The organism is Dickeya oryzae, from assembly GCF_020406815.2.
Classification (GTDB): domain Bacteria; phylum Pseudomonadota; class Gammaproteobacteria; order Enterobacterales; family Enterobacteriaceae; genus Dickeya; species Dickeya oryzae.
Map to the genome: position 1 here is coordinate 4,009,936 of NZ_CP162670.1, position 14,051 is coordinate 4,023,986.

The window sequence follows — 14,051 nt, forward strand, 5'->3', positions numbered from 1 at the left end:
CTATTTTCGATGCAGCTATTTCCCATGCACCCGTATATATAGCAACAGTAATAAATAAAGCCTCTCATTAGCCGCGCGAATCGCTGTAATTACGGATCCTATTCACAACAGCAATACATTACTCTGTTTTGCTGGTACTTCCTAGAAGAAAGGGGCCCAAAGAGGCCCCTTTCTCCTGAAACTCGTCGAATTAGCGACGCAGACCCAGACGTTCAATCAGGGTAGTGTAGCGTGCCAGATCTTTACGCTTCAGGTAGTCCAGCAGCTTACGACGCTGAGAAACCATACGCAGCAGACCGCGGCGGCTGTGGTGATCTTTCTTGTGCTCAGCAAAGTGACCCTGCAGATGATTAATCTGCGCGGTCAGCAGAGCAACCTGGACTTCGGTAGAACCGCTGTCATTCGTGCCACGACCAAATTCCGCAACAATTTTCGCTTTTGCTTCAACGCTTAGAGACATGATTTACTCCAAAATAATATAAATAGAACGAGCGCCGATCTCTAATTCAGCAGCCCAAGATTTAAGCCGCACTATTTTACTCTTAGCGCTATATAATCGCAAGGCGCTCAGATACCCGTCGGCTCAGGGTTTTCTACTACCAGACGGCGCGGTGCCACCCGTCCTTCATCATCGATTTCACCCATACCGATGAATCGGTGTTCGTCACCCTCAGTGATGCGCACCATGCCATCGGTCGGTACAGCAGTAGCACGCACTGCCTGGCCGAGTTTAAGGTAACCCGCCACCACCGGTGACAGATTCACCTCTGGAAACGCCTGCACAGCGGTATCCATTGGTAACAGCAGTACATCCAGCAAGTCACTAATTGGTTGTTCTTGTACTTCTGCCTGTTCACGCAGCGTCTGTAACTGCTCCAGCGTGACCATACGCTTGGTAGGATACGTCGCGACCTGCAAACGGCGCAGATACATCACATGAGCGCCACACCCCAGCTTCTCACCCAGATCATCAATGATGGTACGGATATACGTTCCCTTGGAGCAGTGGATTTCCAGTTCCAGCTCATCGGCTTCCCAGCGGATAAACTGCAACTCATAGACGGTGATGTCACGCGCTTCCCGCGGCACAACCAGCCCTTGACGGGCGTACTCGTAGAGCGGGCGGCCCTGGTATTTCAGTGCAGAATACATCGACGGTACCTGCTGGGTATCGCCGCGAAAACTGTCCAGCGCCAGCATTAACGCGTCATGCGTAAATGTGACGGGTCGTTCCTGGATAACATTACCGTCTGCATCAGACGTATCGGTCCGTTGCCCCAGACGGGCTATCACCCGGTAACGCTTATCGGCATCCAGCAGGTATTGGGAAAACTTGGTCGCTTCACCCAGACATATCGGCAGCATACCGGTCGCCAATGGATCCAGTGCGCCCGTATGCCCGGCTTTGTTGGCATTGAAGAGGCGCTTTACCTTCTGTAGGACATCGTTAGATGACGCCCCTTGTGGTTTATCCAGCAGTAGAACGCCGTGGATATCACGACCACGACGGCGAGGACGCGACATTACGCCTCCTGCTCATCATCTGTGTCAGATGTACGACGCTCGGCATCGCGTTTAACCACGCGGGTCACCAGATTGGACATCCGCATCCCTTCGACCAGAGAGTTGTCATAGGAGAAGGTCAGTTCAGGCACGACGCGCAGACGCATCGCCTTGCCCAGCAGCATACGGATAAAACCGGATGCATCCTGTAATGCTTTCACCCCGGCTTTAACCTGCTCAGGCTCGTTGTCATTCAAAAAGGTCACAAATACTTTGGCGTAAGCCAGATCGCGTGACACTTCTACGCCAGATACTGTCGCCATACCGACACGCGGATCTTTCACTTCACGCTGAATAATAATGGCGATTTCTTTTTGCATTTCCTGCGCCACACGCTGCGTGCGGCTGAATTCTTTTGCCATGATGAATCCTCAAAGAAAAATTGGGGGGCACTCGGCCCCCCAGCATGAAAACATCAGGTACGTTGTTGCACGTATCACTCGATGGTGCGTTTGATCTCAATAGTTTCAAACACTTCGATCATGTCACCGGTGCGAACATCGTTGTAGTTCTTCACGCCGATACCACATTCCATACCATTACGGACTTCGTTGACGTCATCCTTGAAGCGACGCAGGGATTCCAGCTCACCTTCAAAGATAACCACGTTGTCACGCAGCACGCGAATCGGGTTGTGACGTTTCACCACCCCTTCGGTCACCATACAGCCAGCAATCGCGCCGAACTTCGGTGACTTGAACACATCGCGCACTTCCGCCAGACCGATAATTTCCTGCTTGTATTCCGGTGCCAGCATACCGCTCATTGCCTGTTTCACTTCGTCGATCAGGTCATAGATAACGGAGTAGTAACGCAGATCCAGGCTTTCTGCTTCAACGATACGACGAGCAGAGGCATCCGCACGGACGTTAAAGCCAAGGATAATCGCGTTGGAGGCAGCAGCCAGTGTGGCATCAGTTTCGGTGATCCCACCCACGCCGGAACCCACAATTTTGACTTTGACTTCGTCGGTAGACAACTTCTGCAACGAATCGGAAATGGCTTCCACAGAGCCCTGAACGTCGGCTTTCATTACGATGTTCAGTTCGGATACTTCGCCTTCAGTCATGTTGGCGAACATATTTTCCAGCTTGGACTTCTGCTGACGCGCCAGTTTCACTTCGCGGAACTTACCCTGACGATAAAGCGCAACTTCACGTGCTTTCTTCTCGTCACGGACAACCGTCGCTTCGTCACCCGCAGCCGGTACACCGGACAAACCCAGAATCTCTACCGGAATAGACGGACCTGCTTCGGTAATTTCACGGCCCAGCTCGTCACGCATGGCACGAACACGACCATATTCAAAGCCACACAGTACGATGTCGCCCTTGTTCAACGTCCCTTCGCGTACCAGCACGGTAGCCACCGGGCCACGGCCTTTGTCCAGGAAGGATTCGATGACCACGCCACTGGCCATACCGCTGTGAATGGCTTTCAGTTCCAGTACTTCAGCCTGCAGCAGGATAGCTTCCAGCAGTTCGTCGATGCCTTCGCCACTCTTGGCAGAAACATGTACAAACTGGGATTCACCACCCCACTCTTCCGGCATAATACCGTACTGGGAGAGTTCGTTTTTAACGCGATCCGGATCAGCTTCCGGTTTATCGATTTTGTTAACCGCCACAACCACCGGCACTTTAGCCGCTTTGGCATGCTGAATAGCTTCAATCGTCTGCGGCATCACGCCGTCATCAGCAGCCACTACCAGCACCACGATATCCGTCGCCTGAGCACCACGAGCACGCATAGCGGTAAACGCCGCATGCCCCGGGGTATCCAGGAAGGTAATCATGCCGTTATCCGTTTCAACGTGGTAAGCACCGATATGCTGGGTAATACCACCCGCTTCGCCTGCTGCCACTTTGGTTGAACGAATGTAGTCCAGCAATGATGTCTTACCATGGTCAACGTGACCCATGATGGTGACCACCGGCGCACGTGATTCAGATTCGGAGGACAGACCGGTATCACGGTCGCTCATTACCGCTTCTTCCAGCTCGTTTTCACGGCGCAGGATCACTTTGTGACCCATTTCTTCCGCGACCAGTTGAGCAGTTTCCTGATCGATAACCTGGTTGATGGTTGCCATCGCTCCCAGCTTCATCATCGTTTTGATGACCTGAGAACCTTTGACCGCCATTTTGTTGGCCAGCTCGGCAACGGTAATGGTTTCGCCAATCACAACATCACGGTTAACCGCCTGCACCGGCTTATTAAAGCCTTGTTGCAGCGTACTCGGCTTACGTTTGCCTTTGCCGCCGCGAGTCACCGCACGGGCTTCTTCACGGTCAGCTTTCGACTCAGACAGGCGATTGCCTTTCTTCTGTTTGGCTACTTTGCCACCGCGACCGCGACCGCGGCCACCTTCGACCTGACGATCGTTCTCATCTTCCGCTTCACGCGCGTGATGAGAAGTGGTTACGTGATAATCGGCGTCTTCGGTGACTTCGCTGCCTTCTTTTTCCCAGCGTCCGGCATTTTCTTCTGCCATACGGCGAGCTTCTTCAGCGATACGACGAGCTTCTTCCTCGACCTTACGACGAGCCGCTTCTTCCGCCTTACGCTTGAGTTCAGCCGCTTCCGCTTCGCGACGCGCTTTCTCAGCCTGAGCTGGTTTAGTCATACTATCGTTTTGTTGATTGCTCACTTTCTCTTTTTCCGCTACGTCACGCTTAGCTTTTTCGGCGGCCTCACGTTTGGCTTGCTCTTCAGCAACAGCGCGTTTTGCCTTCTCTTCTTCCTCACGTTTGGCTTTTTCTTCAGCTTCACGTTTGGCTTGTTCCTCAGCAGCACGCTGTGCCTGTTCTTCCGCTTCACGCCGTGCCTGCTCTTCCTCAGCCGCAGCTTGCTGCTCTTCGTGAGGATCGCGTTTTACATAGGTGCGTTTCTTGCGGACTTCGATCTGCACCGATTTACTCTTACCACCGGTGCTGGGAATATTTAACGTGCTACGTGTCTTACGCTGCAAGGTCAATTTCCCTGGCGCAGCACCGCGATCACGGTTCAGGTGCGCCAATAGTGTTTCTTTTTCGTTCTGAGTCACAGAGTCCGACGCAGATTTGGTGATCCCCGCATCAGCAAACTGCTGTATCAGGCGGTCAACCGGCGTCTGGATCTCTGCGGCCAGTGATTTCAGGGTTACATCTGTCATGCTGTTCCTTTCCTGCTACAGTTCGTTATTCGTTACTGCCACCAAACCAACAGATATTACGTGCAGCCATAATCAGCTCACCGGCTTGTTCTTCATTAAGCCCTTCGATATCTGCCAGGTCATCGACGCCCTGCTCAGCAAGATCTTCCAGCGTGCAAACACCGTGAGCTGCTAGTTTAAACGCCAGCTCACGTGACAGACCAGATAAATTGAGCAAATCTTCTGCCGGCTGACCGTTGCCACGGTTCTCTTCATTCGCCAGAGCCAGTGTGGTCAGCGCCGCTTTCGCACGCTCACGCAATGCCTCGATGGTTTCTTCATCCAAACCATCGATTTCCTGCAACTCATGGATGGGGACATAAGCCAGCTCTTCTAGTGAAGAAAAGCCTTCTTCAACCAGCGCAGTAGCGAACTCTTCGTCGATATCCAGATGTTTGGTGAAAATATCGATAGCAGCATGGGCTTCGGCCTGATGTTTAGCCTGCAAGTCCTCAATGGTCATCACGTTCAGCTCCCAGCCACTCAGTTGGGAAGCCAGACGCACGTTCTGACCGTTACGGCCGATGGCCTGAGCCAGGTTACCCGCCTCAACCGCGATATCCATGGTGTGTTTATCTTCATCAACCACGATGGATGCCACATCAGCCGGTGCCATGGCATTAATCACGAACTGTGCCGGATTGTCATCCCACAGGACGATGTCGATACGCTCGCCGCCCAGTTCGCTGGATACTGCCTGAACGCGTGCACCACGCATCCCCACGCACGCACCGACCGGGTCGATACGCTTGTCGTTGGTTTTAACCGCGATTTTAGCGCGGGAACCTGGATCGCGGGCAGCGGCTTTGATTTCAATGACTTCTTCACCGATTTCCGGCACTTCAATGCGAAACAGTTCAATCAGCATTTCAGGGCGGGAACGGCTCACAAACAACTGCGCGCCACGCGCTTCCGGACGAACGGCGTACAATACACCGCGAATACGGTCACCTGGGCGGAAATTTTCACGCGGCAGCATATCTTCACGGCCGATCACTGCTTCGGCATTACTCCCCAAATCCAGCGTGATGTTATCGCGGTTCACTTTCTTCACTACACCGGTAACAATTTCGCCTTCCTGCTCGCGGAACTGATCAACCACCATCGCACGCTCAGCTTCACGCACTTTCTGTACGATAACTTGCTTAGCGGTTTGCGTGGTGATGCGGTCGAAAGTCACGGATTCGATCTGATCTTCGATGTAACCACCCAGATCAATACTCGGCTCTTCGAATTGCGCCGCTTCCAGAGTGATTTCACGTGTTGGCTGGGTTACTTCGTTGACAACCAGCCAGCGGCGGAAAGTATCGAAATCGCCGGTTTTACGGTCGATGCAAACACGAACATCAATTTCCTGCTCGTATTTTTTCTTGGTCGCTGTCGCCAGTGCAGTCTCCAGCGCTTCAAAAATCTTTTCGCGCGGCACGGCTTTTTCATTGGAAACCGCTTCAACAACAGCCAGAATCTCTTTATTCATCCTAGTTGCCTCATCCAAACTTTAAAAGTGGGGTACCAGGTTCGCCTTCTGGATATTGCTCAGCGCGAACACTTCATCTTTGCCTTCCACTGTTACGGTAATCATCTCACCTTCGACGGACTTGATAATACCTTGCCACTTGCGGCGATTCTGAACCGCCATGCGCAGTACCAGACTCACTTCTTCACCCACAAAATGCGCGTAATGTGCAGCAGTAAAAAGCGGCCGGTCCAGGCCCGGTGACGACACTTCCAGGTTATAGGCAACGGATATGGGATCCTCAACATCCAATACCGCACTGACCTGGTGGCTAACATCAGCACAATCATCAACAGTGATACCATCTTCACTATCAATATAGATACGCAGTGTCGACTGGCGTCCCCGGATGAACTCAATGCCCACCAGCTCATAGCCAAGGGCTTCAACAGGTGCCGAAATCATCTCTGTTAACTTTTGTTCTAATGTGGACAAGCCCACCCCCAAGACATAAAAAAAGGGCTTAATAGCCCAGTAATTCTGCTGTCAGATAACAAAAAACCCCGATATATCGGGGCTTTATGCAACTGGACCCTATTTACCGCAAACTGCTGCGGTATAACTACCATCAAGTATTCTTTCAAAATTCACCGTAAACAGTACGCTTGATGCAAAACAGTTTATTTGAAAAAAAACTTTTCTGGGAAGTTAAGTGGTTGCGGGGGCCGGATTTGAACCGACGACCTTCGGGTTATGAGCCCGACGAGCTACCAAGCTGCTCCACCCCGCGTCCGAAAACGTGGCAAATACTACGCTGACAACCGCGAAAATGCAAGTTATCTATAGGATTGGTACCGAGGACGGGACTTGAACCCGTAAGCCCAATCGGGCACTACCACCTCAAGGTAGCGTGTCTACCAATTCCACCACCTCGGCATCACAATTTGTTTTTATCATCAACATTTTTGTTGATGAAGCGTCTGCGATTATTTAGGAATATCGCTCGACGGTGCAGCTGGTGCTTTAGGCTGGTCTGCTTTCTCAGCAGCAGCCGGCTGACTCAGGTTATCCCAGCCACTGCTTTTTTTGCTGTGGTCAGAACTCATGTTGCCCAGAATCAGACTGAGTACGAAAAACAGCGTGGCAAACAGCGCCGTCATTCGGGTCATGAAATTGCCGGAACCGCTAGAACCAAACAGCGTAGCGGAAGCACCTGCTCCGAACGACGCTCCCATATCTGCACCTTTACCTTGCTGCAGCATGATAAGACCAACAAGGCCAATCGCTACCAGCAGGAAAATTATCAGAAGAGCTTCGTACATAGTTGTACCCGTTATGTATCCCCACCATTCGGCAAGGCATCGCTAATTCTTGCGGTTCACCCGCGACTATCCGCAATAGGATGTGTTACATCCCCTATAAAGCGGGTCTGAATACTAACTAAAGCCTCGGATGTACGCAAGGGTAATTTGGTGCCCATTAACCGATTGAGGAAAAAAACAGCGCATCGGGAAAAAAGACCGGAAAATACTGATTACTCAGTGGTTCACACATTTGTCGGCGTGGTGGCAAGAGTCTCAGCCCCTTGCCACTGTTTCAGTCCGCTGTGTTGCCGTTTAGCCTGCGGCTTTTACTGCATCCGCAATGTGGTTTGCCATCTGTGTCACGGTCGCCTCATCTTCCCCTTCCACCATCACACGGATTAGCGGTTCTGTACCCGATTTACGCAGCAACACCCGACCACGACCGGCCAGCTGTGCTTCCACATCCTGGGTCGCCTGTTTCACCGCATCGCTTTCCAACGGGTCACCCTCACCGGAAAAGTGAACATTCACCAGTATTTGCGGGAAGAGTTTCATACCGCTGCACAGGTCATGCAAGCTCATGTGGTTGCGAACCATCGCCGTCAGCACCTGCAAGCCTGCGATAACGCCATCACCCGTCGTCGTTTTATCCAGCAGGATAACGTGGCCTGAATTCTCCGCCCCCAGCCGCCAGCCTTTTGACTGCATCAGTTCCAGAACATAGCGGTCACCCACTTTAGCGCGGGCAAACGGCACACCAAGCTGTTTTAGCGCGACTTCAAGCCCCATGTTACTCATCAGCGTGCCAACCGCACCACCACGGAGCTGGCCCTGACGCAACGCTTCACGCGCGATGATATACAGGATCTGGTCGCCATCCACTTTGTTACCCTGGTGATCAACCATAATCAGACGATCACCGTCACCATCAAACGCCAGGCCCACATCAGCCTTTTCAGACAGTACGCGTTCCTGAAGTTGGGTCACATCGGTCGCGCCACACTGTTCATTGATGTTCACCCCATCAGGCTCACACCCAATCGCGATCACCTTGGCACCTAACTCGCGCAATACGCTGGGTGCAATGTGATAGGTCGCGCCATTCGCACAATCCACCACGATTTTGAGGCCATTAAGACTCAGCTCACTCGGAAACGTACTTTTGCAGAACTCAATGTAACGCCCAGCGGCATCGACAATACGGCTTGCCCGGCCCAATTCGGCTGATTCCACGCAAGTCAGCGGTTTTTCCATTTCCGCTTCGATCGCCTCTTCAACTTCATCCGGCAATTTAGTGCCGTCAATCGAAAAGAATTTGATGCCGTTATCGTAGTAGGGGTTATGAGACGCTGAAATAACGATGCCAGCCTCTGCACGGAAAGTCCGGGTAAGATACGCCACCGCCGGGGTTGGCATCGGGCCGGTGAACGATGCTGACAGCCCTGCGGCAGCCAAACCTGCTTCGAGCGCAGACTCCAGCATATAACCCGAGATACGGGTATCCTTGCCGATAATGATCTTTCTGGAACCGTGGCGTGCCAGTACTTTACCGGCTGCCCAACCTAATTTCAGTACGAAATCAGGTGTAATCGGCAGATCGCCCACTTTGCCCCGAATACCATCAGTGCCAAAATATTTGCGGCTACTCATATTTGTTGTTATTCCTTCGCTGATAGAGTTGCTTCGACTACACGTATCGCATCCACCGTCGCTTTCACATCATGGACGCGGATAATATGGGCTCCTTTCATGGCAGCAATCACTGCACACGCCACACTCCCGTAAACCCGCTCAAGCGGCGGGACGCCCAGCAGTTGCCCAATCATGGTCTTTCTGGACATGCCAACTAATAGCGGTAAGCCAAATTGGTGTAAGTCTTCCAGACGTCCCAGCAGCCGATAATTATGCTGCAAATTCTTGCCAAACCCGAACCCGGGGTCCAGCAATAACTGCTCGCGTGGCATACCAGCAGCGGTACAGCGGGCAATATGATGCTCAAAAAATGCCATAACCTCACCCACGACATCATCATAATGCGGGGTGTGTTGCATGGTTTTGGGTAATCCCTGCATATGCATCAGGCAGACGGGTAAACCTGTTGCTACCGCAGCCTCCAGCGCCCCTGGTTCTCTGAGAGCGCGAATGTCATTAATCAGATGGGCACCTGCCTGCGCACTGGCGGTGATCACTTCCGGTTTAGACGTATCGACTGAAATCCAGGTTTCAAAACGTTGTGCCAACGCTTCCACCACCGGAACAACGCGTTCCAACTCTTCTTGCGTGCTGACTTCATCAGCACCAGGCCGGGTAGATTCACCACCAACATCGATGAAAGTCGCACCCGCAGAGATCATCTGTTCAGCATGTATCAATGCAGCGTTGAGGGTATTGTGCTTACCACCATCAGAAAAGGAATCAGGGGTGACATTCAGGATCCCCATAACCTGGGGACAGGAGAGATCTAGCGTTAATCCGCGCGCGTTCAATTTCATGTTCTGTATCTCAGTGCGTTTGGTCAGTGCGCCCTTCTGGAGTAAAAAACCCCGGCAAGCCGGGGTTTGAGGGGATTGGCAGCCCAGATGAGGACTGTCACACCATATTTGTCTTACTTGTCGTTCAACGGCCCAGACATCGTATTGCCCGACGTTGGGGCATGGGGTTCATCCGCTGTTGTCGGCGCTTTAGGTGTTCCGCCATTATCAGACGAGGAAGAGTTATTACCCGGTGTCGAATCTTCCCAACCAGCCGGAGGACGAACATCCTTGCGAGACATCAGATCGTCAATTTGCGGCGCATCGATAGTTTCATACTTCATCAATGCGTCTTTCATTGAGTGCAGAACGTCCATATTCGCCATCAGCAACTCACGGGCACGCTGATAGTTACGTTCGATCAACGCCTTCACTTCCTGATCGATGATGCGTGCGGTTTCATCCGACATGTGCTTGGCTTTAGCAACAGAACGGCCGAGGAACACTTCACCTTCCTCTTCCGCGTACAGTAACGGCCCCAGTTTTTCCGAGAAGCCCCACTGCGTTACCATGTTACGTGCAATAGACGTCGCCACTTTAATATCGTTGGACGCACCGGTAGAAACATGTTCCGGCCCATAGATGATCTCTTCAGCCAGACGACCGCCGTACAGCGTAGAAATCTGACTTTCCAGCTTCTGACGGCTGGCACTGATAGCATCGCCTTCAGGCAGGAAGAACGTCACCCCTAGTGCACGACCACGCGGGATAATTGTCACTTTGTGTACCGGATCATGCTCAGGCACCAGACGCCCGATAATGGCATGCCCAGCTTCGTGATACGCTGTGGATTCTTTTTGCGCCTCGGTCATGACCATAGAGCGACGTTCCGCCCCCATCATGATTTTGTCCTTGGCCTTTTCGAATTCCACCATAGAGACCACACGACGATTGCCACGAGCGGCAAACAATGCGGCCTCGTTGACCAGGTTGGCCAAATCGGCACCGGAGAAACCTGGCGTACCGCGAGCAATAACGGAAGCATCAATGTCCGGTGACAGCGGCACTCGACGCATATGAACCTTCAGAATCTGTTCACGGCCACGTACATCAGGCAAACCAACCACAACCTGACGGTCAAAACGACCGGGACGCAACAACGCCGGGTCCAGAACGTCAGGACGGTTAGTAGCGGCAATAACGATAATACCTTCGTTACCTTCGAAACCGTCCATCTCAACCAGCATCTGGTTCAGCGTTTGTTCACGTTCATCGTGACCACCGCCGAGACCTGCACCACGCTGACGGCCGACGGCGTCAATTTCATCAATAAAGATGATACAAGGCGCAGCTTTCTTAGCCTGTTCGAACATGTCTCTTACGCGCGAGGCACCGACACCGACAAACATTTCCACAAAATCGGAACCCGAAATGGTGAAAAACGGTACCTTGGCTTCACCCGCAATGGCTTTCGCCAGCAAGGTTTTACCGGTCCCTGGCGGGCCAACCATCAGTACGCCTTTCGGAATTTTACCGCCCAGCTTTTGAAAACGGCTTGGTTCGCGCAAATATTCAACCAGCTCGGCGACTTCTTCTTTGGCTTCATCACAGCCCGCGACATCGGCGAACGTGGTTTTAATCTGATCTTCAGTCAGCATCCGTGCCTTGCTTTTACCGAACGACATGGCACCTTTGCCACCCCCGCCCTGCATCTGGCGCATAAAGAAAATCCAGACGCCAATCAGCAACAGCATGGGGAACCAGGAGATGAAGATCGACGCCAACAGGCTCGGTTCTTCCGGCGGCTCACCAACAACTTTTACGTTTTTGGTCAGAAGGTTATCCAGCAGTTTAGGATCGTTGACAGGGATATACGTGGTGTAACGGCTGCTGTCTTTTTTGACAACATTGATCTCGCGCCCATTGATGCGCGCCTCACGGACCTGATCCTGATTCACTTCAGTCAAAAAGGTTGAATAATCCACCCTACGGCCATTCGACTCGCTGGGCCCAAAGCTCTGGAATACGGACATCAGCACAACTGCGATGACCAACCAGAGAATCAGGTTTTTCGCCATGTCACTCAAGGGATTAACCTCATATTACAACTGTGTTAAAGAATAGCGTCAGGGTACTATAGTTTACGGCCTGTCGCTACAATGTACACCTCACGGGACCGGGCTCGGGAGGCATCTGGCTTACGAATCTTTACCGTCGTAAACAGGGAGCGAATCTCGCGCAGGTACTCATCGAAGCCCACGCCCTGAAATACTTTCACTACGAAACTCCCACCTGGCGCTAATATATCCCGACACATATCCAGTGCAAGTTCAACCAGATACATCGCCCGGGGAATATCTACCGCCGGCGTACCGCTCATGTTCGGGGCCATGTCAGACATCACCACCTGAACCTTTTCGTCCCCAACCCGCTCCAGCAGGGTTTTGAGCACTAATTCATCACGAAAGTCCCCTTGAAGGAAATCGACTCCAACAATAGGATCCATCGGTAAAAGATCACACGCGATAATGCGCCCTTTTCCGCCAATCTGGCTGACGACATATTGCGACCATCCGCCTGGTGCCGCCCCCAGATCTACCACAGTCATACCGGGTTTAAACAGCTTGTCCGTTTGCTGTATTTCATCAAGTTTAAACCAAGCACGCGAGCGAAGCCCCTTTTTCTGCGCCTGCTGTACATATTTATCGCTAAAGTGTTCCTGCAACCAGCGACTGGAACTTGCAGAACGCTTTTTGTTAGCCATCGATTTTCCAACTATGATTTTTCTAACTAGTGTTAATTAAGATGCCAGCAGCGGACAACAGCGCTCAACGATAGCCAATCAGTATAGCCGGATTGGTGATAATCATCAGATGGCGGTAGAATGGTCCGCTTTCAATCCTAACCTAAGCAAAAAAGACAATGAATCTGAGTAACAAACAAAAACAGCACCTGAAAGGCTTGGCTCATCCGCTAAAGCCAGTCGTCATGCTGGGCAACAACGGCCTCACCGAAGGTGTACTGGCTGAAATCGAACAGGCTCTGGAGCATCACGAACTGATCAAGGTGAAAATCGCTACCGAAGATCGTGAAACCAAAGGGTTGATTGTCGATGCCATTCTGCGTGAAACCGGTGCCAGCAACGTTCAGGTTATCGGCCACACTCTGGTGCTCTATCGTGCGTCAAAAGAGCGCAAGATTGTGTTGCCTCGTTAACATTTTCGGTTCAGGTTACCTTGTTTCACCGCAAGGTTCCATGACCCGCTGGTGAGAAAAAAGGCCGATATCGGCCTTTTTCCTTTCTTTACAATCCAGACTGGCGTCTTGTTTGCTCGCCATTATCAGAGGTATTCAACCTTCAGAATTTCGTACTCCACCACGCCACCCGGCGTGCTGATCGTCACCACATCATCTTCTTCTTTGCCAATCAGGCCACGGGCAATCGGCGAATTCACAGAAATCAGGTTCTGCTTGAAGTCAGCCTCATCGTCACCCACGATACGGTAAGTCTGCTCTTCTTCCGTATCCAGGTTCATGACCGTCACCGTCGCACCAAAGATAACGCGACCATTGGCCGCCATTTTGGTGACATCGATGACCTGAGCATTAGACAGCTTGGCTTCAATTTCCTGAATCCGGCCTTCACAGAACCCTTGCTGCTCACGAGCCGCATGGTATTCCGCGTTTTCCTTCAAATCGCCATGTTCACGCGCTTCAGCGATCGCTGCGATAATTTCAGGCCGACGCACCGACTTCAGGAAGTCCAGCTCTTCGCGTAACTTTTCAGCACCACGCAACGTCATCGGAAATTGTTTCATATCGTCACTACCTCTAAAAAAATCCGTACGGCTCACGTTACCGTCATCCTGACGCGATAAAATCACCTGCGACGGAATGTTTCCATGCCAGTGCACCTGACAATTTAAACAAAAACCGCCTCGCCCGGAACATGACTTCCAGGCCAGACGCGTTTTTGCATTTTGATACGCATTTTACCCCAGAGTTCCACCAGGGTCATCGTTTACTTTATCCCTTGATGCGCCGTAGTATGACCACCACGTTAC

General features: G+C 52.0%; 13 protein-coding genes and 2 tRNA genes. 1 reads left to right on the forward strand and 14 read right to left on the reverse strand.

Annotation, left to right across the window (positions count from 1 at the left end; all coding sequences use genetic code 11):
• Positions 1-190: 190 nt before the first annotated feature.
• The 13 genes from rpsO to rlmE all read right to left on the reverse strand — a co-directional run bounded on the left by rpsO (position 191) and on the right by rlmE (position 12,751).
• On the reverse strand, positions 191-460 hold the full coding sequence (rpsO, locus tag LF929_RS17595) for a 30S ribosomal protein S15 (RefSeq protein ID WP_012771120.1): 270 nt from the start codon (positions 458-460) through the stop codon (positions 191-193).
• Between the two features lie 107 nt (positions 461-567).
• Positions 568-1,524, reverse strand: coding sequence for a tRNA pseudouridine(55) synthase TruB (gene truB, locus LF929_RS17600; protein WP_038907030.1), 957 nt, complete (start codon positions 1,522-1,524; stop codon positions 568-570).
• Entirely contained in the window at positions 1,524-1,925 is a 402-nt protein-coding gene (gene rbfA / locus LF929_RS17605) for a 30S ribosome-binding factor RbfA (RefSeq protein WP_016943784.1), read from the reverse strand. The genes truB and rbfA overlap by 1 nt, the downstream gene beginning before the upstream one ends.
• Positions 1,926-1,999: 74 nt before the next feature.
• Positions 2,000-4,717 (reverse strand): translation initiation factor IF-2, encoded by a 2,718-nt coding sequence (gene infB / locus LF929_RS17610; RefSeq protein ID WP_226093631.1) that lies wholly within the window; start codon positions 4,715-4,717, stop codon positions 2,000-2,002.
• 25 nt (positions 4,718-4,742) lie between these two features.
• Entirely contained in the window at positions 4,743-6,233 is a 1,491-nt protein-coding gene (nusA, locus tag LF929_RS17615; RefSeq protein ID WP_038907028.1) for a transcription termination factor NusA, read from the reverse strand.
• A 21-nt stretch (positions 6,234-6,254) separates the two neighbouring features.
• Positions 6,255-6,707 (reverse strand): ribosome maturation factor RimP, encoded by a 453-nt coding sequence (gene rimP, locus LF929_RS17620; RefSeq protein WP_026357807.1) that lies wholly within the window; start codon positions 6,705-6,707, stop codon positions 6,255-6,257.
• 218 nt (positions 6,708-6,925) lie between these two features.
• A tRNA-Met gene (locus LF929_RS17625) sits at positions 6,926-7,002 on the reverse strand.
• A gap of 59 nt (positions 7,003-7,061) precedes the next feature.
• Positions 7,062-7,148, reverse strand: a tRNA-Leu gene (locus LF929_RS17630).
• Positions 7,149-7,198: 50 nt separating this feature from the next.
• Positions 7,199-7,534, reverse strand: a complete 336-nt coding sequence (gene secG / locus LF929_RS17635; RefSeq protein WP_012883338.1) for a preprotein translocase subunit SecG — start codon at positions 7,532-7,534, stop codon at positions 7,199-7,201.
• 294 nt (positions 7,535-7,828) lie between these two features.
• Positions 7,829-9,166: a phosphoglucosamine mutase gene (gene glmM, locus LF929_RS17640; RefSeq protein ID WP_038903303.1), complete on the reverse strand. Its 1,338-nt coding sequence runs from the start codon at positions 9,164-9,166 to the stop codon at positions 7,829-7,831.
• 8 nt (positions 9,167-9,174) lie between these two features.
• Positions 9,175-10,008, reverse strand: coding sequence for a dihydropteroate synthase (gene folP / locus LF929_RS17645; RefSeq protein WP_038907027.1), 834 nt, complete (start codon positions 10,006-10,008; stop codon positions 9,175-9,177).
• 113 nt (positions 10,009-10,121) lie between these two features.
• The gene (gene ftsH, locus LF929_RS17650; protein WP_071603246.1) at positions 10,122-12,074 is read right to left on the reverse strand and encodes an ATP-dependent zinc metalloprotease FtsH; all 1,953 of its coding nucleotides are present in this window, start codon (positions 12,072-12,074) and stop codon (positions 10,122-10,124) included.
• 47 nt (positions 12,075-12,121) lie between these two features.
• The gene (rlmE, locus tag LF929_RS17655) at positions 12,122-12,751 is read right to left on the reverse strand and encodes a 23S rRNA (uridine(2552)-2'-O)-methyltransferase RlmE (RefSeq protein ID WP_012883334.1); all 630 of its coding nucleotides are present in this window, start codon (positions 12,749-12,751) and stop codon (positions 12,122-12,124) included.
• Between the two features lie 158 nt (positions 12,752-12,909).
• Between rlmE and yhbY the strand changes: the two genes are divergently transcribed.
• A complete protein-coding gene (gene yhbY / locus LF929_RS17660; RefSeq protein ID WP_012771131.1) occupies positions 12,910-13,203 on the forward strand; it encodes a ribosome assembly RNA-binding protein YhbY in 294 nt (97 codons plus the stop codon).
• A gap of 125 nt (positions 13,204-13,328) precedes the next feature.
• On the opposite strand, the gene greA is transcribed toward yhbY, so the two are convergent.
• The gene (gene greA / locus LF929_RS17665; RefSeq protein ID WP_019843796.1) at positions 13,329-13,805 is read right to left on the reverse strand and encodes a transcription elongation factor GreA; all 477 of its coding nucleotides are present in this window, start codon (positions 13,803-13,805) and stop codon (positions 13,329-13,331) included.
• Positions 13,806-14,051: the final 246 nt, after the last annotated feature.

Coding starts and splice junctions, on each gene's coding strand:
- nusA (WP_038907028.1), bottom strand. CDS start 6,233: ATGAATAAAGAGATTCTGGCTGTTGTTGAAGCGGTTTCCAATGAAAAA.
- folP (WP_038907027.1), bottom strand. CDS start 10,008: ATGAAATTGAACGCGCGCGGATTAACGCTAGATCTCTCCTGTCCCCAG.
- secG (WP_012883338.1), bottom strand. CDS start 7,534: ATGTACGAAGCTCTTCTGATAATTTTCCTGCTGGTAGCGATTGGCCTT.
- rbfA (WP_016943784.1), bottom strand. CDS start 1,925: ATGGCAAAAGAATTCAGCCGCACGCAGCGTGTGGCGCAGGAAATGCAA.
- yhbY (WP_012771131.1), top strand. CDS start 12,910: ATGAATCTGAGTAACAAACAAAAACAGCACCTGAAAGGCTTGGCTCAT.
- infB (WP_226093631.1), bottom strand. CDS start 4,717: ATGACAGATGTAACCCTGAAATCACTGGCCGCAGAGATCCAGACGCCG.
- glmM (WP_038903303.1), bottom strand. CDS start 9,166: ATGAGTAGCCGCAAATATTTTGGCACTGATGGTATTCGGGGCAAAGTG.
- rlmE (WP_012883334.1), bottom strand. CDS start 12,751: ATGGCTAACAAAAAGCGTTCTGCAAGTTCCAGTCGCTGGTTGCAGGAA.
- rpsO (WP_012771120.1), bottom strand. CDS start 460: ATGTCTCTAAGCGTTGAAGCAAAAGCGAAAATTGTTGCGGAATTTGGT.
- truB (WP_038907030.1), bottom strand. CDS start 1,524: ATGTCGCGTCCTCGCCGTCGTGGTCGTGATATCCACGGCGTTCTACTG.
- greA (WP_019843796.1), bottom strand. CDS start 13,805: ATGAAACAATTTCCGATGACGTTGCGTGGTGCTGAAAAGTTACGCGAA.